At 72.8% G+C, this 26,176-nt stretch carries 21 protein-coding genes; 8 read left to right on the top strand and 13 right to left on the bottom strand.

Going from position 1 to position 26,176, the window contains the following annotated elements; genetic code table 11:
• Nucleotides 1-60: 60 nt before the first annotated feature.
• The gene (locus tag IO33_RS0111325; RefSeq protein WP_031163272.1) at nt 61-354 is read right to left on the bottom strand and encodes a DUF1330 domain-containing protein; all 294 of its coding nucleotides are present in this window, start codon (nt 352-354) and stop codon (nt 61-63) included.
• A 183-nt stretch (nt 355-537) separates the two neighbouring features.
• Between IO33_RS0111325 and IO33_RS0111330 the strand changes: the two genes are divergently transcribed.
• Complete coding sequence (locus tag IO33_RS0111330; protein WP_107069283.1) at nt 538-1,557, top strand: GlxA family transcriptional regulator; 1,020 nt, start codon at nt 538-540, stop codon at nt 1,555-1,557.
• 155 nt (nt 1,558-1,712) lie between these two features.
• On the opposite strand, the gene fxsT is transcribed toward IO33_RS0111330, so the two are convergent.
• From fxsT to IO33_RS0111370, 8 genes are all read right to left on the bottom strand, one after another.
• Nucleotides 1,713-4,721: an FxSxx-COOH system tetratricopeptide repeat protein gene (gene fxsT, locus IO33_RS0111335; protein ID WP_031163276.1), complete on the bottom strand. Its 3,009-nt coding sequence runs from the start codon at nt 4,719-4,721 to the stop codon at nt 1,713-1,715.
• A gap of 128 nt (nt 4,722-4,849) precedes the next feature.
• Nucleotides 4,850-6,274 (bottom strand): aKG-HExxH-type peptide beta-hydroxylase, encoded by a 1,425-nt coding sequence (locus IO33_RS0111340; RefSeq protein WP_031163278.1) that lies wholly within the window; start codon nt 6,272-6,274, stop codon nt 4,850-4,852.
• Nucleotides 6,271-7,395, bottom strand: a complete 1,125-nt coding sequence (locus IO33_RS0111345) for an FxsB family cyclophane-forming radical SAM/SPASM peptide maturase (protein WP_051926664.1) — start codon at nt 7,393-7,395, stop codon at nt 6,271-6,273. Before IO33_RS0111345 ends, IO33_RS0111340 begins: the two co-directional genes overlap by 4 nt.
• A gap of 222 nt (nt 7,396-7,617) precedes the next feature.
• The gene (gene fxsA, locus IO33_RS0111350; protein ID WP_031163282.1) at nt 7,618-7,815 is read right to left on the bottom strand and encodes an FxSxx-COOH cyclophane-containing RiPP peptide; all 198 of its coding nucleotides are present in this window, start codon (nt 7,813-7,815) and stop codon (nt 7,618-7,620) included.
• Nucleotides 7,816-7,883: 68 nt separating this feature from the next.
• Nucleotides 7,884-11,429, bottom strand: coding sequence for an SAV_2336 N-terminal domain-related protein (locus IO33_RS0111355; RefSeq protein ID WP_031163284.1), 3,546 nt, complete (start codon nt 11,427-11,429; stop codon nt 7,884-7,886).
• A gap of 7 nt (nt 11,430-11,436) precedes the next feature.
• The gene (locus IO33_RS0111360; protein ID WP_031163286.1) at nt 11,437-12,453 is read right to left on the bottom strand and encodes an AAA family ATPase; all 1,017 of its coding nucleotides are present in this window, start codon (nt 12,451-12,453) and stop codon (nt 11,437-11,439) included.
• A gap of 109 nt (nt 12,454-12,562) precedes the next feature.
• Nucleotides 12,563-15,160 (bottom strand): VMAP-C domain-containing protein, encoded by a 2,598-nt coding sequence (locus IO33_RS52340; RefSeq protein ID WP_051926614.1) that lies wholly within the window; start codon nt 15,158-15,160, stop codon nt 12,563-12,565.
• Nucleotides 15,157-15,672: a CU044_2847 family protein gene (locus IO33_RS0111370; RefSeq protein ID WP_031163290.1), complete on the bottom strand. Its 516-nt coding sequence runs from the start codon at nt 15,670-15,672 to the stop codon at nt 15,157-15,159. The genes IO33_RS52340 and IO33_RS0111370 overlap by 4 nt, the downstream gene beginning before the upstream one ends.
• A gap of 182 nt (nt 15,673-15,854) precedes the next feature.
• Here IO33_RS0111370 and IO33_RS0111375 point away from each other — a divergent pair, with 182 nt between their 5' ends.
• The 3 genes from IO33_RS0111375 (at nt 15,855) to IO33_RS0111385 (ending at nt 18,349) form a co-directional block, all read left to right on the top strand.
• Nucleotides 15,855-16,034: a DUF6104 family protein gene (locus tag IO33_RS0111375; RefSeq protein WP_003992906.1), complete on the top strand. Its 180-nt coding sequence runs from the start codon at nt 15,855-15,857 to the stop codon at nt 16,032-16,034.
• Nucleotides 16,035-16,407: 373 nt separating this feature from the next.
• Nucleotides 16,408-17,313: a DUF4097 family beta strand repeat-containing protein gene (locus tag IO33_RS0111380; protein ID WP_031163293.1), complete on the top strand. Its 906-nt coding sequence runs from the start codon at nt 16,408-16,410 to the stop codon at nt 17,311-17,313.
• Nucleotide 17,314: 1 nt separating this feature from the next.
• On the top strand, nt 17,315-18,349 hold the full coding sequence (locus IO33_RS0111385; protein ID WP_031163295.1) for a PadR family transcriptional regulator: 1,035 nt from the start codon (nt 17,315-17,317) through the stop codon (nt 18,347-18,349).
• A gap of 88 nt (nt 18,350-18,437) precedes the next feature.
• On the opposite strand, the gene IO33_RS0111390 is transcribed toward IO33_RS0111385, so the two are convergent.
• Both IO33_RS0111390 and IO33_RS0111395 read right to left on the bottom strand, forming a co-directional pair.
• Entirely contained in the window at nt 18,438-19,403 is a 966-nt protein-coding gene (locus IO33_RS0111390; RefSeq protein WP_031163297.1) for a zinc-binding dehydrogenase, read from the bottom strand.
• A 186-nt stretch (nt 19,404-19,589) separates the two neighbouring features.
• Nucleotides 19,590-20,813 carry an NAD(P)-dependent malic enzyme gene (locus tag IO33_RS0111395; RefSeq protein WP_031163299.1) on the bottom strand — a complete coding sequence of 408 codons (1,224 nt, stop codon included), beginning with the start codon at nt 20,811-20,813 and terminating at the stop codon, nt 19,590-19,592.
• 556 nt (nt 20,814-21,369) lie between these two features.
• Between IO33_RS0111395 and IO33_RS0111400 the strand changes: the two genes are divergently transcribed.
• The 3 genes from IO33_RS0111400 to IO33_RS0111410 are packed head-to-tail and all read left to right on the top strand — an operon-like array spanning nt 21,370 to nt 24,087.
• A complete protein-coding gene (locus IO33_RS0111400) occupies nt 21,370-22,332 on the top strand; it encodes an ABC transporter substrate-binding protein (protein ID WP_031163301.1) in 963 nt (320 codons plus the stop codon).
• A 28-nt stretch (nt 22,333-22,360) separates the two neighbouring features.
• Entirely contained in the window at nt 22,361-23,329 is a 969-nt protein-coding gene (locus IO33_RS0111405) for an amino acid ABC transporter permease (protein ID WP_031163303.1), read from the top strand.
• Nucleotides 23,326-24,087: an amino acid ABC transporter ATP-binding protein gene (locus IO33_RS0111410; RefSeq protein WP_031163305.1), complete on the top strand. Its 762-nt coding sequence runs from the start codon at nt 23,326-23,328 to the stop codon at nt 24,085-24,087. Before IO33_RS0111405 ends, IO33_RS0111410 begins: the two co-directional genes overlap by 4 nt.
• A gap of 128 nt (nt 24,088-24,215) precedes the next feature.
• Here the strand turns inward: IO33_RS0111410 and IO33_RS0111415 are convergent, their stop codons facing one another.
• Nucleotides 24,216-24,974, bottom strand: coding sequence for a class I SAM-dependent methyltransferase (locus IO33_RS0111415; protein ID WP_031163307.1), 759 nt, complete (start codon nt 24,972-24,974; stop codon nt 24,216-24,218).
• A gap of 100 nt (nt 24,975-25,074) precedes the next feature.
• Here IO33_RS0111415 and IO33_RS0111420 point away from each other — a divergent pair, with 100 nt between their 5' ends.
• Nucleotides 25,075-25,704: a CGNR zinc finger domain-containing protein gene (locus IO33_RS0111420; RefSeq protein ID WP_031163309.1), complete on the top strand. Its 630-nt coding sequence runs from the start codon at nt 25,075-25,077 to the stop codon at nt 25,702-25,704.
• Here the strand turns inward: IO33_RS0111420 and sodX are convergent.
• Entirely contained in the window at nt 25,608-26,042 is a 435-nt protein-coding gene (gene sodX / locus IO33_RS0111425; RefSeq protein WP_037685313.1) for a nickel-type superoxide dismutase maturation protease, read from the bottom strand. The genes IO33_RS0111420 and sodX overlap by 97 nt on opposite strands.
• Between the last annotated feature and the right edge of the window lie 134 nt (nt 26,043-26,176).

Here is a 26,176-nt window from a genome sequence, read left to right on the forward strand (position 1 = left end):
GTCGTTGAGCACCGGGTGCGTATCAGGTGGCGGACGCTCAGCGATGGCTGGGCCCGCCGGTCAGTCGATGCCTTCGATGATGCGGAAGTCGCGCTCGAAGCCGTCGGGGAGGGCCACCAGCGCCTTCTGGTACGCCTCGCTCTCGTATGCCGCGACCGCCTGTTCAAAGCTGTCGAACTCGATCAGAACGACGCGTTGCGTGATTCCGGCCTCGTGGGCGACGACTCGACCGCCACGGGACAGGACGCGCCCGCCCGCAGCCCGGACAGCCGGACCCGCCAGCTCGCTGTAGGCAGTCAGCGTCTCAGGGTCGGAAATGGCGGGGTAGACACTGGCCCAGTAGCCCTTGGCCATGGAAAACCTCCTGTGTTCGGCCGGACACGTCCGACTTCGAAGGGACACATCGATCGGTCGATCCCGACGACGGCCCAGGAGGTCGAGGTTCTCAAAGGTCTCCGTCGAGGTCATGCCTCGATCCTTGCCGTTCGGGCCGGCCCCGGCCATGGCGGAAAAGTCAGCCTCCGATACATTCTCGCCATGCCCGTCCACCAAGCCGCCCCCGGTACTGAACTGCGGCCTGGCGCCCACAAGGTGGTCGTCCTCGTACTCGACGGGATCTACCCCTTCGAACTCGGCATACCTCAGCACGTCCTGGGCTCCGCCGGTGGCCGCTACGAGGTGGTGACCGCGGGCGTGGACGGAAAGCCCGTGCGCACCGTCTCGGACCTGACCGTCACCCCCGGGCACGGCCCTGAGGCGCTGGCCGAGGCGGACACCGTGATCATCCCGGGGTACGCGATCACCCAGGCCTCGGCCGCCGCCACGGACTCGAAGGCCCTGGACGCGCTTTCCAGCGTCCGGCCCGGCACCCGTCTGGTGTCGATCTGCAGCGGTGCCTTCCTGCTGGCCGGCGCCGGTCTCCTCGATGGGCGTCGGGCCACCACCCACTGGGCGCTCAGCGACCGCTTCCGGGAACTGTTCCCCCGGGTCGAGCTCGACGCCGGCGTTCTTTTCGTCGACCACGGTGACGTGTTGACCTCAGCGGGGGCGGCCAGCGGCGTCGACGTCTGCCTGCACCTGCTGCGCCAGGACCACGGCACCGAGGTCGCCAACCAGGTCGCCCGCCTCTGCGTGATGCCGCCGTACCGGGACGGCGGGCAGGCACAGTACATCGAGCGGCCACTGCCGCCGACGGGCACAACCGGCACCGGGCCGACCCGCGACTGGGCATTGCAGCGGCTCGAACTGCCGCTGTCGCTGGACGAGTTGGCCGCGCACGCGGCGATGAGCACCCGTACCTTCGCCCGGCGCTTCAAGGAGGAGACCGGTCTGAGCCCCGGCCGCTGGCTGACCTCGCAGCGGCTGCGGCGGGCCCGGCACCTGCTGGAGTCCAGCGATCTGCCGGTGGAACGCGTCGCCCACGAGGTCGGATTCGCCACCGCCACCTCGCTGCGGCGGCACCTCGCGGCGGAGGCCGGAGTCGCGCCGTCGGCGTACCGTCGCACCTTCCGTGCCCCGGATCCGGCCGCCGGCGAGGCGGGCTCCGTTCCCGCCTAGCCACGACGCCCCGTACGCTTCCCGGTGGTGCATCCGGACCGCTGCGCCGGGCGTCCATCGGCCGCGGCGCGCGGCGATTCGCCCGCGAGCAACTACTCACACCCGTCGTCGCGCGGCTCCCCGCGCCCTTCGGGGCGCTCCCCCGTGGGGCGCTTTCAGTTCGCCTGGGGTTCGAAGTCCCAGTAGGGGCGGTTGCGGGAGCGGGCCGAGATGGTGTGGACGTGTTGGGGGCCGAGCGTGGCGGCGAGGTCGGAGAGGGCCTCCTGCTCGACCTTCTCGGCCTGCTGACGGTCCCTCAGGGCGCGCAGGTCGGCCGCGTGGGCGACACGGGCGGAGAGGGTGAGGGGGTGGGTGCGGCCCAGCGTCTCGGTCGCCCTGGCGGTGGTGACCCTGCTGAGCTCGGCGGCGGACTCGGGCTCGGCGACGAGGTTGCGCAGGGCCGAGGCGTTGATGGCGCAGCCGAGGGTGTGCGGGTGGTGCTCCCCGAGGGCCGCGGTCATGCCGGTCAGCGCCTCCTCGATGAGGACGTGGGCGTGCTCCCGCTCGCCGACGCTGCGCAGGATCAGGGCGTGGTTGGCACGGGCCCCGATGAGGAACGGGTGGCCTTCGGGCAGCAGCATCTCGTACCGGGCGATGATGGACTCGCTGGCCTCGCGGGCCTGGTCGATGTCCCCGTGCTCGCGGGCGAAGCAGCTCTGGCTGACGGCGGCGGCCAGGGTGTGCACATGGGTGTCGCCCAGTTTGCGTTCGTAGCCCTCCAGGACATGGGTGAGCAGTTCGCCCGCGGTGGCCCGGTCCCCGCCGCGCAGTTTGCACAGGGCCAGGTTGTGCTCGGCGCGCAGGGTGCTCTGGTGGTCCCGGCCCATGACGCGGTGGTGTTCGTGCACGTTCTTCGTCTGGGCGGAGTCGGCCTCGGAGTACCGGCCCAGCAGACGCATGTCGATGGCGTAGGACACCTCGGAGAACAGGGTCCAGGGATGCCGGCCCTTGAGGAGCAGGCGGCGCGCCTCCAGCGTCTTCAGGTCGATGCTCCTGGCCTCCTCGTAGCGGCCCAGGAGCCGCATGGTGTAGCCGAGGTTGTTCAGGGCGTTGAGGGTGCGCGAGTCCTGCTCGCCGAAGAGGTCGCGGTAGGTCGGGTAGAGCCACTGGTCCAGTTCGAGAGCGGCCTTGTACTTGGCGAGTTCGCGCAGGTCGGCGGCGAGTCCACCGGCCATCCGCAGATGGTCCAGGTCGTGCTCGCCCCGGTCCTCGCGGAGCTGTTCCATCGCGGCCCGGTCGATGGCCTCGGTCTCCTGGAAGCGGCCGGCGGAGCGCATCAGGTTGGCGTAGTGGTAGGTCAGCTCCCACACGCGGGGGTGCGAGGCGCCCAGCAGCCGGCGCCAGGCACGCAGGGCGCGCGCGCCGAGTTTGACGCCGGCGGTGTACTCGCCCGCGAAGAGCATGTACCGCAGGCAGTTCAGCACCAGGGCCTGTACCTTGCGGTCCTTGCTCTGCAGCACGTCGGCGTACTTCAGGTGCGGCACGATCTCCGCGTACGTGTCCCAGTTGCGGGTGTCGGTGGGGCGGCCCGGGTCCGCCTCGGCGAGGGCCCGGCGCACGACCTCGATGAACTCGCGCCGGTCCTGCTCGGGCATGTCCTTGTGCACGATCTGGTGGACCATGCGGTGCAGGTAGACCGACTCGCCCGAGGAGGCGGCCTCGTCCAGGGCGGCCTCGTGCGACTCCAGGCGGACGACCGAGTACTGGCGGAGCTGGTTGATCGCCTTGTTCCACAGCAGCGGGTCGTCCAGCAGTCCGGCGATCTGTTCGGGCAGGTCGTCGTGGGACATCTCCTTCAGCAGCCGGACGGGGATGAACCCGGGGGCGAAGAAGGTGCACAGGCGCAGCAGGTCGACCGACTCGGGGACCGTTTCGCGGAGTTTGTTGAGCAGTATCGACCACGCGGTCTGGAAGGCGAGCGGGAAGTCCGCCGACACCTTGACCACGTCCTGGTCGATGCCGCCCTCCAGGAGGGCGATGTAGTCGTCCACCGAGAGGTCGGAGTCGTTGAGCCAGCCCGCCGTCTGGTCCAGCAGCAGGGGCAGGTCCTCCAGCGCGTCCGCCAGCTGGTCGGCGTCCGCCTCGCTCAGCCGGGGCGCGCGGCGCCGGATGAAGGCCACGGACTCGTCGCGGGCGTAGACGGGCACTTCGAGCAGCTTGCTGTTGTGCTCGCCCCACTCGGGGTTGCGGGAGGTGATGATCACGTGTCCGGGGCCGGTCGGGACCAGGTCCCAGATCTGCTCGGGCTCGTCGGCGCCGTCGAGGATCAGCAGCCAGCGGGAGTGGGGGTCGCCGCGGCGCAGCGCGTCCCGTACGGCGCGCAGCCGTTCGCCGTACTCGGGGCCGGTGGACAGGGCGAGCTTGGGGGCCAGTTCGGCCAGCAGGCGGCGGTAGGTGACCCGTTTCTCGGAGCCGACCCACCACACGACGTCGTACTCGGAGCCGAACCGGTACGCGTACTCGGCGGCCAGCTGGGTCTTGCCCACCCCGGACATGCCGTGCAGGGTGAGGACGCCGGCGCCGGGCTCGCTGCCCTGGAGGAGGTGGTAGGCGTCGTTCAGGAGCGGTTCGCGGCCGGTGAAGCGGGTGTTGCGGCGCGGTACGCCGCCCCAGACGTCGGGCATCGAGGCGGGAAAGCGCGGGGCCGGACGGGTGATGTCCGTGACCACGGGCGTGTCGAGCGGCACGTCCAGCCGGTCCAGCAGGCGCCGTTCGGCCTCTTCCGCGCCCATGTTGGTGAGGTCGACGGGGGCGAGGGCGGCGGTGGCGGAGGGCACGGTGGTGTTGGTGACGGACACCGCGGCGAACCTGGCCGGGTCGGGGGCGACGACCTCGCGCAGGGCCGTGTTCCACTCCTCGTGGGTGCGCGGGCCGAGCTGGAAGTACCACTCGCTGACCAGGATCAGGGTACGGCCCTCGGCCAGGGTGAGGTCGCGCAGCAGACCGGCCAGGGACTCGTCGGGCGGGGCGTCCCAGCGCAGGTAGACCACCCGCAGACCGCGCCGCTCCAGCCTGTCCCCGATCCACGCCGCCCAGGGCCGGTTGAATCCGGCGAAGCTGATCGTGACGGTCTGCCTCGCGGCTCCCTTCCCGGTGGACCGGACGGGCGTACGAGCTTCAGACATGCAGCGGCCTCCAGCACGTAGTCCTCACATCGTAGAACCTCGGCGCGGCGCTGGGGAGTCCGGCGACTGCACCGGCGCGCGCCTCGGTCCGACGATCTTCCCGCAGCGGGGAGCCGGAAGTCGGCATTTCATCGATTCGTGAGCGGAGGTGCCGGAGGTTGACGCTGCCTCCACAGGGTGCGCACGGCTTTGACGTACGCCTGCGCGCGCGCCGTGTACCCGCGGGGTGCCGGACGCTCGGCGAGCCGTTCGTGGACGGCGGCCATGTCCTCGACGAAGCGGCGGCCCACCGGGGTCAGGTCGGGCGAGCCGACGAGCGCGGGCAGGGCCGCGCCGACCTGGGCGTGGTAGCGGGCGTGTTCCGCCCAGGCGGACTCCCGCCGGGCCGGGTCGGCCAGTGCCCGGCGCTGGAAGAAGTCCGCCAGCGCCAGATGGGAGTAGGTGCCCTGCAGGAGACCGTCGTAGGGCCGCGGGTCGGGGCGCCAGGGCGCGAAGTAGCGGGCCTCGGGGCCGGCCCGGTGCAGTTCCACGAGCTCGCTGAGCGCGGCGAGTTTGGTGTGCTGCAGTTCGTGCACGAGGGTCGCGGCGAAGGCCACCGGGGTGGCGGGCGCGCTGCTGAGCAGCGCGCCGAACGCCTCGCGCCGGGTCGCGCTGCAGCTGCCGCGGCCGCCGGCGCCGGGCGGCAGGTCCAGCGGGACCAGGCAGCGCAGCAGGGTGAGCGCCTCGGTGAGCCGGTGCTCGCCCCCGGTGCGCAGCACGGCGGCGGTGCCGGTCCAGGTCTGCAGCCACCGCTTGCGTTCGGCGTCGTCGGGGGCCGCGGGTCCGCTCAGCGCGTACGGTCCGGGGTCGTGGGGCGGGACGCGGTAGGGGTCGAGGTCTTCCAGGGGCATGGGGGCGGCGCCGGGCACCAGAGCGGGCAGGGCGTGGGCCGGCGTCCAGGCGGGGGTCGCGGACCAGGCGCCGGTGCCGTGCTCCAGGTGCACGGTGGCATCGGGCGCACCGGGCCGGCGGAGCGTCAGCCTGCCGTCCGTGTGGCGGACCTCGACGCGTACGTCGTCCGGCTCGGCCGTGCGCAGGGCGCCGAGGGAGGGCAGGTGCAGCACGCCGTCGCGGGCGGTGAGGGAGGTGGTGAACGGCAGTCCGGCGCGGGCCGCGGCGGCGACGGCGACCGCGCTGAAGTGGGCCAGGTCGCGCAGGAGTTCTCCGCGGTCGGACGGGGCGAGCCGGCCGCGGCGGGGGCTCAGCCCGGTCAGGCAGCGCCTGGCCCAGGGGCCCGTCAGCGGATGGGTGAGCCGCGCCCGGGCCGGGGAGTGCGCGCCGCCGCCGGTGGCCCGGTCCGCCGCCGTCAGCAGCGCCCAGTCCTCCCGCAGCCGGTCCTTGGCCGTGCCGGGGCAGACGGCGGGGTCGGCCGCCTCGGCGGCGTCGAGCACGGCGCGCAGCATGAGCAGGCGCCGGGTGTCCTGGTCGCGGACGAGGAGCGCGAGGGTGTCGGGACCGCCCTCGGTGCGGCCGAGTTCGGCCAGTGCCCGGCCCGGGACCGCCGGAGGTGTCACGGGGTGCCCCCTTCGAGAGAGGCCGGGACCGCGGGGCGGGTGCCCGGCGTGTCCCCGGCCAGCCGTCCGGCCACATGCTGGATGAAGAGCTGCAGGTCCGCGCAGTACACGGACGGGTTGCGAAAGCCCTGTCCGGCCCGGTACCGGTGGGCGTAGTGGCCGCCGCCGCACACCGTGACCAGCGGGCAGGCCCGGCACCGGTCGGCCAGGGCCGCCGGGCCGGCCTGGCGTGCCGCGACGCCGGGGTGGTGCAGGGCCTGGTCGAAGTCGTGCCGGAAGACGTCCAGACCGGTTTCGGCGGCACCCTCGTAGGCCGACTTCAGCGAGTCGACCTGCTCGATCGAGCCGTCCGTCTCGACCACGACGGCGTCGAAGGGCTGGAGCCCTAGCGACTCGGTGGCGGCCGGGAGTCCGAGCAGCAGCGCCAGGCACTCCTCGAAGAGCCGCACCCGCGTCTCCCGGCGTCCGGCCGACCACCAGCGGTCGAAGACCCGGCACAGCCAGGCGCCGTGGCGGGCGCCGCCCCAGTGCGGTGGTGGCGCCGACCAGTTCCCGTGCGGCAGCAGCAGGTCCAGCGCGGGCGGGCGGAGGACGAGCAGGGACTCGTACAGGTCGACCGGGTCGGTGGTGGGGTCGGCGACGGTGAGGAGTCCGGCGTACGCCTGCGGGAAGTGGTCGGCGACCAGGCGGGCGCCGCGTGCCGCGGCGGGCCAGGAGGGCCGTCCGGCGTGGTCGACGCGGCGGGCGTTGTGCGCGGCGCTTCCGCCGTCGAGGCTGATGCCGATGCGGATGCCGTGCCGGGCGAGGACGGCCGCCCGGTCGCGGGTCAGCAGGGTGGCGTTCGTCTGGACCGTGGCCTGGACGGTGCAGCCGGCCGGGACGCGGGCGCGCACGTCGTCGGTGAAGCGGGCGAGGGTGTCCGCGCCGGCCAGCAGGGGTTCCCCGCCGTGCAGGACGAGGGACAGGCCGGTCAGGGCGTGGGTGCGGGCGTGCCGGGCGATGCGGTCGGCGGTGTGCCGGAGGACCTCGGCGGGGGCGGCGGCCGGGCGGGTGCGCCAGGTGTGGTCGGGGCCCTCGTACAGGTAGCAGTAGCGGCAGGCGAGGTTGCAGCGGCCGTGCATCTTCACGATGAACTGGCGGAAGGGGCGGGGGAGCCGGTCTTCGGACGGCGGACGGGCGGCGGTGTCTTCGGACACTCCAGCACCCCCATGCCCTAGGCCCCGCCGGCTGCGATACGAGCGCGCCACGGCCTTTTCCACCCGTATGGACGCGCATTCCCGGCCAGTGGCCGGGCGCAAACCCCGCCCGATCGAAGTTGTCTTTTTCTGTTCCCTGTTGACCGGTCAGAGGCAGTTGTTGAAGCCCCAGAGCATCTCGCTCGGGCGCTCCGCGCGCTCCCGCAGGCCCGCGAGCACCTCCTTGAGAACGGGATGCTCGATGGTGCGCAGCTCCTCCAGGTCCAGCGCCGGCAGGTCCAGCGCCGGCAGATCCGGCAGCGGTCCGGCGCTCCCCGGTGCGGGTGACTCGTCCCGTGCGTTCATCCCCGTTCCCCTCTCCCCTGTCTCCCCTGCCGGTGCGGTCATTGCCGTCCGTTCCCGCTCATGCCCGCTCATTCCAGCTCGGCCAGCCGGAGCGCCGTGTCCGCCGCCGTCGGTCCGCCCGAGCCGAGGCTGCCCTCGGGCAGCCGCGACCACTCGGCACGCGCCGCCCGGTAGGCCTCACGCGCCGCGCGGGGGCGGGCAGCCGCCTCGTAGGACATACCCCGCCAGTGGTGCGCTTGCGCACCCAGCTCCACCGCGTCCTGGCGCCTGCGCTCCGTTTCGGCCTCCTCCTCGGCCTCCCGCGCCGACTCGGCCGCCGACCGGAAGGCGTCCACCGCGTCGTCCAGGCGGGTCGGCCGGCCCAGGCTCCGGTAGGCCTCGTACTGCGCCTGCCCCAGCTCCAGCCGGCAGCGCGCGGCCAGCAGCGCATCCTCCGCGTCCGCCGCCGCCAGGCCGAAGAGGTGCTCGGCCTCCCGCAGGTCCACCCGGTCGCCGCGCAGCCGGTAGCGCAGGATCAGCGCCCGGCCCAGCATCAGCAGCCGGTACGCGGCGTGCGGGCTGCCCGTGGGCGTCTCCGTACGGCAGTCCCGCAGCACGCGGATCGCCTGCGACAGCGGCTCCCACGCACGGGCCGGGCTCTGCGCGCCCGCGCGGCGCAGCAGCACCTCGCCCCACTCGGCGAGCACGTCGCAGTAGCCCGCCGCGTCCCTCGGCATGTCCGCCGCCGCCAGCGCGAACGCGTCCGCGGCGTCCCGCAGTTCCCGCAGGTCACCCGACTCCGTGTAGCGGGCGACCCGGACCCGGCCGGCCCGCACGTGCAGCAGGGAGCGCAGGCTGCGCCGGGTGGTGCTCGCCAGCGCCTCGTCCAGACGGTCCTGGGCCTCGGCCAGGTCCCCGCCCGACGCCAGCAGGGCGTCGACCAGGTCGAGGCGGACCCGGACGCTCTCCCGCGCCCGCTCGGCGCCGCCCGGGGGCACGTCCTCGGCCCCGGTCGTCAGCGCGTCGCGCAGGGAGCGGGAGGCCTGCCCGGCGTAGCCGCGGGCCTGCTCCGGATCGGTCGTGGCCTCCGCGAGGCGCAGCAGCAGCCTCCCGTGGGCGAGGGGCAGCTCGGGCGGGCGGTGCCGGCGGTCCGGCCAGATGTCGGCGAACGCCTCCAGCATGCCGACCGCACCCTGCAGCAGCGCGCTGTCACCGCCGAGGCGCCACTGCGTCTCCAGCGCGCCCACCCGCTCCAGGGTCAGCCGCAGCGCCTCCTCCGGCTCCAGCTCGGGCGCGGCGCAGGCCACCGCGTACTCCCGGTCGGCGCGGCTCAGCAGGTCCAGGGCGCCGTGCTGGTCGCCGCGGCGCCGGCGGTCGGTGGCCGCCGCGCGCAGCACCCGGGCCAGCGCCGCCCGCTCGCGCAGCGCGTGCGGGTGCGCCACGGCCCGCTCGGCGGCCGTCTCCGCCTCCCGCAGCAGCTCGGCCCCGCCCTGCACCTCCCACAGCCGCAGCGTGGCGTAGGCGTACTCCGCCCACAGACCGGGATCGGCCCCCGCCGGCCGCTCGTGCTCGGTGGCGCCGCGCAGCAGCTGTACGGCGTCGATCGCGTCCTGCACCATGCCCTCGGCGTCGAACCGGGCGAGCAGGGTGCGGGCCCGGACCACCGCCGGGTGCGTCGGCCGCTCCCCCGGCGGGACGCCGTTGCCCCGGGTGCCGTAGAGACGGAAGTGTTCCGGCAGCGGCATGAAGCGCTCCAGTACCCGGGCCGCGACCTCGGCGAAGGGCTGCGGGACCAGCGTCGCCTCGCCGCCGTCGCCGTTCTCTCCGGGATAGCCGGTGCCGGGCGCGTAGGCGCGCGCCCGGGCCGCGGCGGGCTCCCGGTCGGGCTCGGCCGCGTCCCCGCCGCCGAGCTGGGCGAGGGCCAGCGCCGGGAAGTTGGCGCCGCCCTTGCCGAAGCGCTGCTCGATGTACTCGGAACAGTGCTTGAGGACCAGCACCGCCTCGTCCCGGCCGAGCGTCGACAGCAGCGCCTCGCGCACCTCCGGGTCCATCTCGTACCACTGGACGTCACCCTGTCCGTAGTCCTCCCCCGCCCGCTGGACGAGGCCGCCGAGCAGCACCTCCGCGAGTTCGGAGGGGCCGGATCCGGGCAGCATCGTGCGCTGCACCAGCTGCATCACGGGCAGGCACAGCGGGGCTGCGGCCAGACAGACCGCGAGGCGGCCGGCGGTCGGGGAGGCCGCGGAACGGAACCTGCTGACCCGTTCCACCGGCGTCGGCCTGCGCGTACGGCGGGGCTCCGGCGCGGGCGGCTGGTCCGCGCGCACCCAGCCCACCGCTCCCGGCACCGGCCCGGTACCGGCCCCGGACAGCAGCCGCGCCCAGGCGCCGAGGGCCACCGGCTCGGGCGGCAGGACCGGGACGGGCAGCACACCCGGCGGCGGGACCACCGGGGCGCCGTCGGGGGTGCGCATCCGCAGCGCGGTGCCGCCCAGAGTGTCGCCACGGGTCAGCCGGCCGTACGTCACGGGCAGCCGGGTGCGGTTCCACAGGCGCTGCGGAAGCGGCTGGAGCACCGCTACGGGGGCGATCCGGGCCAGGTGGTGCAGCAGCCGGTGCGCGTGGCCACTGCGCCACAGGGGGCCCGCGCAGTCGCTGACCAGCAGGGTGATCCGGCGCCCCGTCGGGTCGCTCAGCCGGTCCAGGCCGTGCAGCGGGGCCGCCTGGGCGTCCGGGCTGCGGCTGACCACCGGCTCGCCGTCCGGTCCGGCGTGCAGATGGCTGACCTGGACGTCGCCGAAGGCCCCCAACTGGGCGAAGACCTGGTGGAGTTCGCTGAAGAGCCGGTCCCACACCCGCATCGAGGGCGCGGCGTCCAGCACCAGCTGGAGCCGGGCGTCGCCGCGGATCACGGCGCGCCGGACGGGCATGATCAGGCCGCCCGCGCGAGCGCTCAGCTCGGCGGTGGCCGTCTCGTCCAGCTCCGTGCGCAGCACCGGTGCGGCGCTGCGGTACGCCTGCAACGGCCGCAGGGCGCGCTGGAGTTCGAGGGGCGCGGGCAGCACCGGGGCGACGGGCACACCGACCGGCAGCGCCGTGATCCGCCCGTTGCCCCGGGCGCTCGGAGCGCCGTTCCGGGGCAGCGGGTAGAGCGTCACACTGCGGTCAGGGCCGACGGCGATCGTCTGGGGCCCCTGCCAGGGAGCGGCCGGCACGTCCAGCCGTTCCGTGGCGCTGCCGCCCTGCGCGGGCACACCCTTGCCGGCTCCCTGGTCCGACTGTGCCGAGGCCCCGCTGCCACCGGCCGCCCCCTCGCCGTCGTCCGCCTGCTCGGAGCCGGCCCAGCGCGCCAGCCACAGGGCGTCGCTCAACCCCTCCGCATCGGGCTCCAGCCCGATCTCCCGCAGCCGCCGCACGAGTTCTGCCATCGGGTCGCCACCACCCCCCTCGACCGGCCCGACGGGCGGCTCCGCACGGTCAGGAGTGGATGCGGGGGCGGCCGGACCGGAGGGGTCGGGCGGGCTGGAACGGGCCGTGACCGCCGGCGAGTCGGGCAGGCCGAGCCGCTCGGCGGGGGCCGACGGGCCGGGCCGGTTCGCGGGGTCCGGGCCGTGTCGTGCCGCTGCGTCGGGCATCAACGCCTCACCTCGAACGGTCGAGTCGCTGGATGAGCAGGTCGGCGAGTCGTTCGCGGCTCGGCGGGGCGGCGGCGTCGGTGAGGTGGATCGCGTTCAACAGCTGGTCGGCGGCGAGGAGTTCGCTGCGGGAACGCTCCAGGAAGCGGGCGATCAGGTCGTCGCCCGCCCGCGCGGCCTCGTCACCGAGGTGGGCGCGGACGAAGGTGGCGAGCCGGTTGTGGTCGGGCCGGCCCAGCTCCAGGTGGATGCACCGACGCATCAGCGGCGCCGGGAAGTCCCGCTCCCCGTTGCTGGTGAGCACCACGAACGGGAAGGCGCGGCAGCGCACCCGGCCGTCGCGCACCCGCACCTTGGTGCCGTCGGCGGTGAGCACCTCGGCCTCGCCGTCGGGCAGCCGGTCGGCGATGCGCTGCAGCTCGGGTATCTCGAACTCGCCCTCCTCCAGCACGTTCAGCAGGTCGTTGGGCAGGTCGATGTCGCTCTTGTCGAGCTCGTCGATGAGCAGCACCCGCGGGGTGTCCGAGGGCAACAGGGCGGTGCCGAGCGGTCCGAGCCGGATGTAACTGCCGATGGCCGTCGCGACGCCGGGGCTGCCGGCCGCCGTGCCGTAGCCGCCCTGCGCGGCGATCTGGACGTCCTGCAGCCGGGCGATGGCGTCGTAGTGGTACAGCCCGTCCTGGAGCGCGGTCCGGCTGACGATGGACCAGCGCAGCACCTCGCCGAGCCCCAGCTCGTACGCCACCGAGTGGGCCAGGGTGCTCTTGCCCGCTCCGGGGCTGCCGGTCACGAGCAGCGGGCGGCGCAGGTAGAGCGCCGCGTTGATCATCTCCAGCTCCTCGGCGCCGGGCCGGTGCAGTTCGGCCAGGTGCCGGTGCGCGCCGAGCCTGCGGTCCTGGGATCCGTCGCCGTCCGCGTCCCGGCCGGAGAAGTCGCGCCAGGGCGGCGGCGGCGGAAGCCGGCTCATCCCGTCGTGCGGTTCCCCGGCGCCCCGGTAGATGAGCCACTCACTGGATTCGGTCATGTCCGGTCCTCGTCGTCACTCGTCCGCCACGGCAGCCGTCGAACGTGCATCACGGTATCGACCCTCAGGACGCCTGGTAAGAGGATCCGGAGGGAACGCGCGGCCCGCGTCACAGCGCCTCAAGCAGATCTCCGGTGCCGGGCAGGGGCCTGTACGGATCGTCGTACAACAGTGCTATTCCATGGGCCCAGTAGGCCTCGGTGAGCCCCTCGTGCACCTGTCTGCGCAGTCCGTGCACCACCTCGGGCAACAGCGCCACCCCGTTGCCGTCGTCGACGACCGTCTTGGCTCCCCGGTGGAACTCTCCGCACACGGCTTCGGGTTCCCGCCGCCAGCGGCGCCACACCGCCACGCCGAAGCCGGCGCGCAGGAGCCGGCCGAGCGAGGCGGGGTCGCTGTCGTAGCGCAGGTCGCCCAGGCGGCACAGCACCGGGACGTCGTGCGGCGCGAGGTCCCGCAACGCGGCCGTGTCCGGTACGGGCCTGCGCACACCGTCGTCGCAGTCCAGCACCTCGGCCCGCGCCTGACGGACGTGCAGCCGGCGCCAGCGGTCCCGTCGCTCGCCGTCCTCGTCGTCGTACGACTCCCAGGCGGCCGCCGGCCAGGCACCGGGGCCCTCCGCCGCCTCGTCGGGCAGCTGGTCGCGGTCCGAGCAGCGCACGAGCACCGGCCGTTCGACGCCCAGCGGGACGCCGTCGCGCCGCAGCCGCCAGTCGTCCACGGCCGTGCCCAGGAGCAGATGGGGCAGGGCCACGTGCAGGAGGGCGGGCCGCCCGGGTTCGTCGCACTGCCGGAAGGCCTCGGTGAGCGGGGCGGCCACCTGGGAGTCGAGGCCGGCCAGCGGGGTGCGCTGGGTCTCGTGCAGCAGCCGCGTCCCGCCGTCCGCGTCCGCCACGGAGATCGACCAGTCGCAGTGGTCTGGCTCCCAGCCCCGGCGCAGCACCACCAGCAGCACGGACGGGCCGGGCGGCGCGAGGGAGGGATGCGGTACGGGGCGCTCCGCCGGCAGTTGGCCGGGGTCGTCGTCGGCCCGCTCGTGACCGGGATGCACCCGGCCGAGCAACTCGACGCGCTGGCGGGCGAGTTCGGTGCGGTAGCCGCTGTCGAGTCCTGTCGACGCGTGCCTGACCCAGTCCCACAGGGCTCGTTCGGCCTCGCGCACGCTGGGCGTCCGGTCGCGGTCGGCGGCCAGGATCCGCATCGCGTAGTCGATGACGAGCCTGCGCACCCCGTCCTGGCGCGCGTGCTCGTAGAGCACGCCCAGGCCGTCCCGCCAGCCGCGCGGGGCGGGCACCAGGGACGGAAGCCGGAAGCCCGGCAGGGAGCGGAGGAGATCGAGCAGGCCGCGGGTACTGGCCGGGGGCGGCAGATCGGCCAGCCGGCCCAGCAGTTCACCGCGCTCGTGCGGGCTGAGCGCGCGCCCGGGGCGTGCGCCCAGTTCCCCCTGGATGTCGGCCCAGGTGGGAGCCGACGAGTCGGAGGGCTGCTGGCGGTCGCGGTGATAGCGGTCGTGGGCGTGGAAGACGGCTTGATAGAGGTCGCCCTGGGGGAGACCGCGCACGCGGATGCCGGCGGCGCCGGTCCCGGGAGAACCGCCCGGGCCGATACCACCCGCGCGGACGTCGGCCCCCGGGGAGTCACTCGGGGGCGGAAGGCTGGCGTGGGCCTCGACCTGGAGCGAGCCGCTCGGGTGGAGGCCGGCGGGATCGGCGCCGGGCCTGAGGGAGCCGCTCGGGTGGAGGTCGGCGGGATCGGCTCCGGTCCCCGGGGAACTGCGCAGGACGCCGATGGCACCGGCGTGTTCGTCATCGGTCCCGGAGGGGCCACCCGGATGCGGGCCTGCGTGGGCGTCACTCCCGGGAGAGCTGTTCGGATGCGGGTCGGCGGGGCCGGCGCCGGGCCTGAGGGAGCCACGCGGGTGCAGGCCGGCGGGATCGGCGCCGGGCCGGACGGAGCCGCTCGGGTGGACGTCGGCGGGCCCGGTCCCGGTCGTGGCTCTTGTCGCCGTCTGGGCTCGTGTCGCTGTCTGCAGGGTGCGTAACTGCTCGATGCCGATGGACGTGCCGCCCGCCCCCTGGTCCGCGCGGGACTTCAGCACACCGACGACCTCACCGCGCACGGGGTCGATCACCGGCCCGCCGGAGACACCGGGCGGCAGGTCGTTCTGTCCGAGCCGCACCTGCTCCTCCGGCGACCACGCACTGATCGTGCCCTGGACGGAGAGGTACCCGTCCAGGATCTCCAGCCGGCCCCGGGCCCCCGTCCACCCCGCGTAGTACACCCGGTTCCCGCCGAAGTGCGGGTTGGGACGCTCGGAGACGTACACGCACGTGTGCCCGGCAGGCTCGCGGAGCTGGACCAGCGCGAGATCCGGGGCGGGCCAGCCGCCGCCGGGAACGAGCCGGCCGGCCTGCTCCGGCAGGGTCGCCGCCACCTTCCCGCGCACGGCGCACGGGTCCTCGTAGGGGCTGGTCCGGTACACCACGGTGACCTCGCCCCCCTCTTCGGCATGGACCACGTGCGCGCAGGTCAGAACCCAGTTCGGCGCCACGAAGAAGCCGCTGCCGAGGAAGCCGCCGGGCTCGTCGTGGGCATACCCTGCGTCGGAGCGATGAATGCGCACGGTCGCCGCGAGAACGAGTTCACGAAGGGCAAGCCGGGCGGCATCGGCGCCGTCCGGCGCGCCCCCGTCGTACGGCTCCGTCATTCCGCGGCACCTCCGTGCCCCCGAGCGCCGGTCGACGCGCCGGTGCGCGGACCCTGGGCGGCGGACGGCGCGGCCGTGCCGCCGGGGGTGGGTGCGGGTGCGGGTGCGGGCTGCGCCGAGGAGCCCCGGGAGGCGGCGGGTGTGCCCGCGTCCGCGTCCGGCGGGCCGCCCCCGTTCCACTTCAGGGTGACCGTGATGGCGGCCTTGGCCTCACCGTCCGCGAGCAGGCCCACCACCTTCCCGGCCTTGGCGGTCAGCTCGATGCCGAACTCGACGTTCACCTCGTCCGGCCGCACCGCCCGCAGCGGACCGGACAGCGAGCGTGCGACACCGGTGATCAGCGACTGGAGGCTCTCGACGCTCGCCTCCACCCGCTCGGCGAAGCCGGTGTCCGTGTACGACAGTCCCCCCGACGGCGCGGACAGTTCCTCGGCGCCCGATATCCGGGCCCACACCGGCGTCCCGTCCGGCAGCTGGATCCGCGCTACTCGCGTCGACTCCCCGTTCGTCATGCTCCCCCGTCCCCTCGCCCCGTCGGGACCGCCCGCCCGAAGGGCCGGGCGGCTGCCTATTATTTTCCTGTCCTCGCCAGGCTCCTCAGGCGGAAACGCGGCATCTTCCACCTCTCACAGGTTGAGGGTTCTTCCCGCCCGGGAGCGGCCCTACCCCTGCACTGAACGACGGAGCGGCATCCATGTACTTCACCGACCGAGGAATCGAGGAACTGGAGAAGCGGCGCGGCGAGGAAGAGGTCACCTTCGAGTGGCTCGCCGAGCAGCTGCGCACGTTCGTCGACCTGAACCCCGACTTCGAGGTTCCGGTGGAACGCCTCGCCACCTGGCTGGCCCGCCTGGACGACGAGGACGACGAGTAGGCCGGAACCGGCCCGGCGGGCGGTACGACACGGCGGTCGCAGCGCCCGCCCTCCCCGCCCGCACTCTCTTTCCACGCACACACGCGTACACACGACGCGGCGCCGCGCGCACCACCCCCCGCGCCACACCACGACTGGCGCCACGCCGCCCCTCGCTATGCGTCCGTGCTCCGCCCGGCCGCGTCCCTCCCGGCCGCGTCCCTTCCGGCCGCGCTCCTCCAGCCGCGCGCCTCCCGGGCCGCGCGCCTCCCGGCCCCGGCTTCCCACGAAAGGGTGTCTTGACTTTCCGCGACCGCGATATATCGTGAATCGAGAAAGACGCGATATGGCGTGTCGCGGCTGCCTTCGCCCAGCCGTGCCCGAGGAGGTCCCCATGCCCGAGTGGTCCGTCACCGAGCCCCGGAAACTGAGCTTTGACACCCGCGTGAGCGACCTGCAGGTCCGCATCGTCAACGGAACGGTGAACGTGGTGGGCACGGACGAGGGTTCCGCCCGCCTGGAAGTCTCCGAGATCGAGGGACCGCCCCTGGTGGTCACCCAGAACGGCGACACCCTCACGGTGGCCTACGAGGACCTGCCCTGGAAGGGCTTCCTGAAGTGGCTCGACCGCAAGGGCTGGCGGCGCAGTGCCGTCGTCTCCCTGACGGTTCCCGCCGGCACCCGTGTGGAGGTCGGCGTGGTCGGCGCCGGCGCGGTCGTCTCCGGCATCCAGGGCCCCGCGGTGGTGAAGGGGGTGACCGGCGACACGACCCTGGTCGGCGTCTCCGGACCGGTCCGCGCGGACACCGTCTCGGGGAATCTGGAAGCCCAGGCCGTCACCGGTGACCTGCGGTTCCACTCGGTCTCGGGGGACCTGACCGTGGTCGAGGGCTCCGGCCGTACGGTCCGCGCGGACTCCGTCAGCGGCTCCATGATCGTCGACCTGGACCCGGACGGTCCCACGGAGGTCAGCCTCACCAGCGTCTCCGGCGAGATCGCCATCCGCCTGCCCCATCCGGCGGACGCCGAGGTGGAGGCGAACACCGCGAGCGGCACGATCTCCAACGCCTTCGACGGACTGCGGGTGCACGGCCAGTGGGGCGCCCACAAGATCACCGGCCGTCTCGGCGCGGGCACGGGCAGACTCCGCGCCACCACGGTCTCCGGTTCGATCGCCCTGCTGCGCCGTCCGCCGCGCGAGGACGAGGCGGACACCGTGGGGGACGCCGGGCCCTCCGGATCCCCACGGCACCCCGGTACCGCCCCGGCCGACGGCACGACCGACAAGAAGGTGCTCTGACATGCCCCCCGTCTTCGCCCACGGACGCCTGCGCCTGTATCTGCTCAAGCTGCTCGACGAGGCCCCGCGCCACGGCTACGAAGTGATCAGGCTCCTTGAAGAACGCTTCCAGGGGCTGTACGCCCCCTCGGCGGGCACGGTCTACCCCCGCCTGGCCAAGCTGGAGGCCGAGGGCCTGGTCCGGCACACCACGGAGGGCGGCCGCAAGGTGTACGCCATCACGGACGCGGGTCGCGCCGAACTGGCCGACCGCAGCGGCGAGTTGGCGGACCTGGAGCTGGAGATCCGCGAGTCGGTCGCGGAGCTGGCCGCCGAGATAAGGGCCGACGTGCGCGGCGCGGCCGGTGACCTGCGCCGCGAGATGCGCGCGGCCGCGTCCGAGGCCCGCCGGAGCGCGAAGACGGGCACGGGACCGGCCGGGGACCACGGCGACCTCACCGACAAGGAGGCCTGGCGGGCCGCCAAGGAGGAGATGCGCCGGGTCAAGCAGGAGTGGAAGGAGCAGGCCCGCCGCGCCAAGGACGAGAGCCGCCGGGCCCGTGAGGAGGCCCAGCGGGCCCGCCACCAGGCCCAGGAGGCGCAGGCGCGGGCGCGGGCCCAGGCGCAGGAGGAGATGCAGCGCATCGCGCGCCAGGTCCAGGACCGCGTCCAGGACCACTTCACCCAGGGTGACTGGCCGACGGGCGTCCGCGAGGGCCTGTCCGAACTGGCCAGGGAACTGGGCGATTTCGGCAAGAACTGGGGCTATCCCCGCACCCCCGGGGAGCCGGCGCCCACGCCCACCGCCGCCCCGGACCTGCACCATGTCCCGCCCACCGAGGACTTCCCGGCCGAGTACGAGCCCTCCTGGGCGCACGAGGACCTCACCGGCGACCCGCCCCGCGACCTGGACCGCCTCCTGGACCGCTTCCGCGACGACATCCGCGACGCGGCCCGCGACCACGGCGTCAGCCAGGAGCAGCTCGGCGAGGCCCGCCGCCATCTGTCGACGGCGGCGGCCCGTATCGGCGCGCTGCTCCGCCGGCCGACGCCCTGAGCCCGGCTCGTCGGAGCAGCGCGGAGGCCGAGACACCCGCGTACGCGAAGGGGAGCAGCCGCCGCCTTCGGTGCTGCTCGCGGTCGGGTCAGGAGTGGGTGAGGACGATCTTCCCGAACTGCTCTCCGGAAGCGAGCCGCTCGAAGCCCTCACGGGCCCGGTCCAGCGGCAGCTCCTCGTCGATGACGGGGCGTACGCCGGTCGCGGCGCAGAAGGAGAGCAGGTCCTCCAGCTCCTCCTTGGTGCCCATGGTGGATCCGACGACCTTCAGCTCCAGGAAGAAGATCCGGGTCAGCTCGGCGTGCGAGGGCCGGTCCCCGCTGGTGGCACCGGAGATGACGATCGTGCCGCCGGGCCGCAGGGACTTCACCGAGTGGGACCAGGTGGCGGCGCCCACGGTCTCGATGACGGCGTCCACCCGCTGCGGCAGCCGCGCCCCCGACTCCACGGCCTCCACGGCCCCGAGTTCCAGGGCCCGCTTCCGCTTGGCCTCGTCGCGGCTGGTCGCGAAGACGCGCAGCCCCGCCGCCTTGCCGAGCACGATGGCAGCCGTGGCCACACCGCCGCCCGCGCCCTGCACCAGGACCGAGTCACCGGGCCGCACGCCGGCGTTGGTGAACAGCATCCGGTACGCCGTCAGCCACGCCGTCGGCAGACACGCGGCCTCGGCGAAGGACAGCTCCTTGGGCTTGGGCAGGACGTTCCAGGTCGGCACGGCGACCTGCTCGGCGAAGGTGCCCTGGTAGCGCTCGGTGAGGATGGAGCGCGGCTCGTCGGGACCGACGCCGTGGCCGGTCTGGCCGATGACGGAGTGCAGGACGACCTCGTTGCCGTCCTCGTCGATGCCGGCGGCGTCGCAGCCGAGGATCATCGGCAGCCGGCCCTCCGGGAGGCCGACGCCCCGCAGGGACCAGAGGTCATGGTGGTTGAGGGAGGCGGCCCGCACACGGATGGTGCTCCAGCCGGGCCGGGCCTCGGGGGCCGGGCGCTCCCCCAACTCCAGGCCGGAGAGCGGCTGGTCGCGGTCGATTCGGGCGGCGTAGACAGCGAACATACAGCCGACGATAGGGGTGCTGATCAGCCAACGGAACTGCGAGGGTCTGTGACACATGCCCTCTTGCGCAGGGGCACCCGTCCAGCGCAGCCCGGCACCGCCGAGAGGCGCCCCCTCAGCGCCCAGGTCGGGCGGTGGGAACGGAAAATGGCCCCGCCCGAAGGGACGGGGCCATTCAGCGCGACGTCAGCGACGAGCGACGCCCGCGGCCCGAGCAGCGGCCGCGACCGCCGCCGTGACCGCCGGAGCGACCCGCTCGTCGAACGGCGACGGAATCACATAGTCGGCGGCGAGATCGTCGCCCACCACGGCGGCCAGCGCCTCCGCAGCGGCGATCTTCATCCCCTCGGTGATCCGAGAGGCCCGCACCTGCAGCGCGCCCGCGAAGATGCCCGGGAACGCCAGCACGTTGTTGATCTGGTTCGGGAAGTCCGACCGCCCGGTGGCGACGACCGCCGCGTACTTGTGCGCGACCTCCGGGTGCACCTCGGGGTTCGGGTTGGCCATCGCGAACACGAAGGCGCCCTTCGCCATGGAGGCCACGGCCTCCTCCGGGACCGTACCGCCGGAGACGCCGATGAAGACGTCGGCGCCCGCGAGGGCGTCCTCCAGCGAGCCGGTGATGCCGGCCTTGTTGGTGAAGCCGGCCAGCTCGCGCTTGACCGGGGTGAGGTCCTCCCGGCCGGCCGACACGACGCCCTTGCGGTCGGCCACCGCCACGTCACCGATGCCGGCCTCGACCAGCATCTTGGCGATGGCGACACCGGCCGCGCCGGCGCCCGAGATGACGGCCCGCAGCTGCCCGATCTCACGGCCGCTCAGCCGCGCCGCGTTCCGCAGCGCCGCGAGCGTCACGACGGCCGTACCGTGCTGGTCGTCGTGGAAGACCGGGATGTCGAGGCGCTCCTGCAGCCGGCGCTCGATCTCGAAGCACCGCGGCGCCGAGATGTCCTCGAGGTTCACTCCGCCGAAGGAGGGAGCGAGCCGGACGACGGTCTCGACGATGTCGTCCACGTCGGTGCAGTCGAGCGCGATCGGCACCGCGTCGACGCCGCCGAACTGCTTGAACAGGATCGCCTTGCCCTCCATCACGGGGAGGGAGGCCTGGGGACCGATGTCCCCGAGTCCGAGCACGGCCGTACCGTCGGTCACGACGGCGACCACGGAGGACTTCCATGTGTAGTCGTTGACCAGGTCCGGCTGTTCCGCGATCGCGGTGCACACGCGCGCGACGCCGGGCGTGTACGCGAGGGAAAGGTCGTCCTTGTCGCGGACCGGCACGGTGGCCTGCACGGCCATCTTGCCGCCGCGGTGCAGCGCGAACACCGGATCGAAGGAATCGAGGGGCTCGGCCCCGCCGTCCTGATCCGTATTGCTGTCGCTGCGAGGATTGACGATCTCCGCTGCCACTTTGTTTTACCCCTTAGCTATGCATGGTTTGAGGGTCGACCACTCCTGGTGAGGGGTGGGCGGGCACCGCGCACGGCCCGATTGCTGATACGTACGGGCACATACGCGACGGGCGCGCCGCACACGCGCCCTGAGCCCCGGATGAGGGGTGTAAAGAACCTTCTTACCGGACGGACGGCGCCTACGACGAGTCCAATAGGCGCAAGGTCACATCCCGGAACAGAAAAGCCACCGCGAGATGACGCGTGGCTGACAACCACGCCAAGCACGCGAGGACACGGGACGCGGGCGCGCACGCTGATCACATCGTGAGACGCGCCGAAGATTCTCCGGCCGCAGGACTGGATTCCCGCAGATGGTTCGGTGGTGATGCACCGGAGTTGTACCGACCTGAGGCGGTTCGGGGGTCACCCGTTATCCGATTTTGACATAGTCAGCCCCCTGAACGGCGTAGTCCGAATGGCAAGATGCGGTAAACCCACGAGGTCGCGACACCCGAAGGTGTGTGTTTCTCGTCGACCATCGGCACCTCTTCCCATCAGCCGGAGGAACAACGATGACCGCAAGCTCCACCCGTCGCACGACCCCCGCCCGCTCTCCTCTGGCAGCGGCCGGTGCGATCGCGGTCGCGGGCGCCCTGCTGCTCACCGGCTGCGGGGACCAGACCAACGGCGGCAAGGGCGGCTCCTCCGCGTCCGGCAGGACGAGCAGCGCTCCGCTCTTCTCGAAGCTGCCGAAGACGATCCAGGACAAGGGCGTCATCCAGGTCGGCACCAACGCCGAGTACGCGCCCATGGAGTTCCAGGAGGGCGGCGACATCGTCGGCGTGGACCCCGACATCGCCGCCGCGCTGGCCAAGAAGCTGGGCGTGACCTTCAAGTTCACCTCCGGCTCCTTCGACGGCCTGATCACGTCGCTGAACTCCGGTCGTTACGACGTGGCGATCTCGTCCATAACGGACACCAAGGCACGCCAGCAGGGCCTGGACGACAAGGGCAAGAAGCTCGGCCCGGGTGTCGACTTCGTCGACTACTTCACGGCCGGCACCGCGGTGTACGTGCAGAAGGGCAACCCGAAGAAGATCGGCTCGGTCGAGGACCTCTGCGGCCAGACCGCGGCCGTGCAGCACGGCACCACCTACGAGCAGCTCCTGCAGAAGCAGTCCAAGGCCTGCACGGACGGCGGCAAGAAGAAGATCACGATCGAGTCGTTCGACAACGACACCGAGGCCCAGACCCGAGTGAAGTCGGGCGGCGCGGTGGCCGGCGTCAACGACTACCCGGTCGCGATCGACCTGGCCCGAAAGGCCGACGGGGGCAAGGCCTTCGAGGTCGTCGGCGAGCAGGTCGACGCCGGCCCCTTCGGTATCGCCGTGAACAAGGACAACAAGCAGCTCACCAGCGCTCTGGAGGCCGCCGTCAGCGCGATCATCCAGGACGGTACGTACAAGAAGATCCTCGACAAGTGGGGTGCCCAGAGCGGCGCCATCGACAAGGCCGCGGTCAACGGCGGCAAGTGACTGTCAGACACGCTGAAGGGCAGTCACGGTGACTGACGATCTCGACAAGACACCGGCCGACGCGAGGCCGTCGGCCGACGTCTCCAAGGAGCCCGGCGGCAGCCCGGTGCCACCGGAGGCGATCAAGGCGATCCCGGTCCGCCACTGGGGCCGCTATGTCAGCGCGGTCGTGGTGCTGGCCCTGGTCGGCCTGCTGATCAACGCCTTCGCCACGGCCGAGAAGATCCAGTGGCACGCGGTCGGCGACAAGCTGTTCGACTCCACTGTGCTCGCGGGCGCCTGCCGCACCATGCTGATCAGCGTGCTCGCGATGGCCCTGGGCGTGGCCCTGGGCATCGTGCTGGCCGTGATGCGGTTGTCGAAGAACCCGGTGACGAGCTGGGTGGCCTGGGTCTACATCTGGTTCTTCCGCGGCACACCGGTCTACGTCCAGCTCCTGCTCTGGTTCAACCTGGCGCTCATCTTCCCCGTCCTGAACCTCGGTCCGATCTACAAGGACGAGATGACGGACGTGATGACGCCGTTCATGTGCGCGCTGCTGGGCCTGGGCCTGAACGAGGCCGCGTACATGGCCGAGATCTGCCGCGCCGGGCTGCTGGCCGTCGACGACGGCCAGACCGAGGCCGCGCACGCGCTCGGCATGAGCCACGGCAGGACCCTGCGCAGGATCGTCATCCCGCAGGCCATGCGGGTGATCGTGCCGCCCACCGGCAACGAGTTCATCAACATGCTGAAGACCTCGTCGCTGGTCTACGCGGTCACCTACAACGAACTGCTGCGCGCCACCTCGACGATCGGTTCCACGTCGTACGCCGTGATGGAGATGCTGTTCGTCGCCTCCCTCTGGTACCTCGTGATGACCAGCGTGTTCAGCGTCTTCCAGTACTACCTGGAGCGCCGCTACGCCCGCGGCTCGACCCGCAGTCTGCCGCCCACCCCGTGGCAGAAGGTCAAGGCCAACCTGCTCGACCCGAGCGGCAAGAGGAGCGTGCGATGAACGCCATGGTGAAGGCCGAGGGCGTGCACAAGTCCTTCGGCGCCGTCGAGGTGCTCAAGGGCATCGACCTGGAGGTGAAGCCCGGCGAGGTGTTCTGCCTGATCGGCCCCTCCGGCTCCGGCAAGTCGACCTTCCTGCGGTGCATCAACCACCTGGAGAAGATCAACGCCGGCCGGCTCTACGTCGACGGCGAGCTGGTCGGCTACCGCCAGCAGGGCGACAAGCTGTACGAGCTGCGCGACCGCGAGGTCGCCATGAAGCGCCGGGACATCGGCATGGTCTTCCAGCGCTTCAACCTGTTCCCGCACATGACGGCTCTGGAGAACGTCATGGAGGCGCCGGTGCAGGTCAAGGGCGTGGCCAAGGCGCAGGCCCGGGAGCGGGCCGAACAGCTGCTGGAGCGGGTGGGCCTGGCCGACCGGGCCGGGCACTACCCCTCCCACCTCTCCGGCGGCCAGCAGCAGCGGGTGGCGATCGCCCGGGCCCTGGCGATGGAGCCGAAGCTGATGCTGTTCGACGAGCCGACCTCGGCCCTGGACCCGGAGCTGGTGGGTGACGTCCTGGACGTCATGCGGGACCTCGCCGAGTCCGGCATGACCATGGTCGTGGTCACCCACGAGATGGGCTTCGCCCGCGAGGTGGGCGACAGCCTGGTGTTCATGGACGAGGGCGTGGTGGTGGAATCCGGCCACCCGCGCGAGGTCCTGACGAACCCGCAGCACGAGCGGACGCAGTCGTTCCTGTCGAAGGTTCTCTGACCGGGTGCCGATGAGGGGCGGTACGGACCCCCGTACCGCCCCTCAGGCCTGCCCGCCTACTTCACCCGCGGCGCCGACGTCGCCCGCCGCACCGGCTCCACCGGGTTCGCCGACTTCACCGGCTTCGCCTACTTCACCGCGAGCAGCAGCGTGTCCGACGGCGAGCACCACACCGGCCGGGCCTCCCCGAACCCCTTCTCGCGCAGCACGCGCGTGTGCCACGCCGCTGCGGGCATGTCCCCGTCGGCGTGCTCGCCGTAGATCTCGAACCGCCGGGCGGTCGGCTCGGCGAGCACGGGGTCCTCGGCGGCGACCTGCCACCATTCGGCCCAGTCCAGGGCACCCGCGCGCCTGGCCTGATCCATACGTGCGTGCCGCTGGGCGCGCTCGGCGGCGTTGATCCGGGGCGTGCTGTCGTCGATCATGTGGTCCGCGTTCATGAAGACACCGCCGTCGCGGACCAGCTCCGCCACCTGACCGTAGAGGGCCGCGAGGGGTTCGCTGTGCAGCCAGTGCAGGGCCGTTGCGGTCAGGACGGCGTCGTAGGAGTCGTACGGCAGCTTCGCCCGCCAGTCGGGGTCCTTGAGGTCGGCCTCGACGAGGTGCACCCGCTCGTCGCCCCCGAAGGTGCCGCGCGCGATGGTGAGCAGGGCAGGGTCGAGGTCGACGCCGGTGCTGGTGGCCGCCGGGAAGCGGGCCAGCAGCCGGCCGGTGATGCTGCCGGTGCCACAGGCGAGGTCGAGCACGCGCGGCGCCGTCCCGACGAGTGCCTCGACCATGTCCAGCATGATCCGGAAGCGGTCCTCACGGTCCGGCATGTAGGACTCCTGCTGCCGGTCCCAGCTCTCCTGCCAGGCGGCCCAGTCGGTTCCGGTACTCGTCGTCATGGAACCCCGACTCCCCTCGGTTCGCGTAATACCCTGGACACACGACCGGCTGTTACCCGACCGCAGACACGACCATAAAGCGCCCCCGTAAGGACTACAAGTGGAACTGGCCTATTACTCGGATTACGCCGTCCGTCTCGTCAACAGCGAGGAACCGGCCCGGGGCAAGGACTCGCTCACCTCGGTCGAGGCCGTCCGCGACCTCTTCGGCGTCAACGCGTCGGCGGCCCGCCGCGCCGCCGACGCCGATGTCACGCGCTTCCGCTCGGTCCGGGCCCGGCTGCGCGCCGTCTTCGAGGCGGCCGACAAGGGCGACGAGACGCTGGCCGTGGACCTGCTGAACTCACTGCTGCTGGAGTTCCCGGTGTCGCCGCAGATCTCCGGTCACGACTACCGCGACGAGGACGGCCGCCCGCTGTGGCACATGCACCTGGCCGACCACCCCTCCAACGCCACCGCCGGCTACGCGGCCATCGCGGCGATGGGCCTCGCCTTCCACCTGACGGAGTACGGCGTCGACCGCCTCGGCCTGTGCGAAGCGGCCCCCTGCCGCAACGCCTACCTCGACACCTCCACCAACCGCTCCCGGCGCTACTGCTCCGACCGCTGCGCGACCCGCGCCAACGTCGCCGCCTACCGGGCCCGCAAGCGCCTGGAGGCCGACCGGTCCGGCAGCAGCGGCCTGGCGGCTGAGAGTGCCCAGCGCACCAGCGCCAGCGGCGACCGCTGACCGGCCGGGAAAGGCCGGTACCGCAGGCGCGCCCTGCCCAGCACCAGCTCGTCCGGGACGACCCCGTAGTCGGTGCTGTCCCCGCCCGCGTACGGGTTGTCGCCGAGCACCCACCAGCCGCCCTCGCGGCGCGCCACGGCACGCTTGACGACGAGCAGGTCCTGCTGGAACGGATGACGCAGGACCACGACGTCCCCCGGCCTGACCGAGGCCCCGTACTGCACCAGCAGCCGGTCCCCGTGCAGCAGCGTCGGCACCATGGACGGCCCCGTCACCTCGGCCAGTCCGAACGGCGCGACCGCCCTGCCCCGCTCGGTCTCCTGCGACAGCTCCGGCATCCCCGGCACCTCCCCGGTCCGTTCCTCCACCAGTCTCAGTCTGACCCTGGACTTTTGTCCTAAGCCCTAGGGGGCACCCGAGAAATCGCCTTCTGCAGGGAGTAATGTCGCACCTGAGAAGACGATCACGAGGA

The sequence above is a fragment of the Streptomyces durhamensis genome (genome assembly GCF_000725475.1).
Lineage (GTDB): Bacteria > Actinomycetota > Actinomycetes > Streptomycetales > Streptomycetaceae > Streptomyces > Streptomyces filipinensis.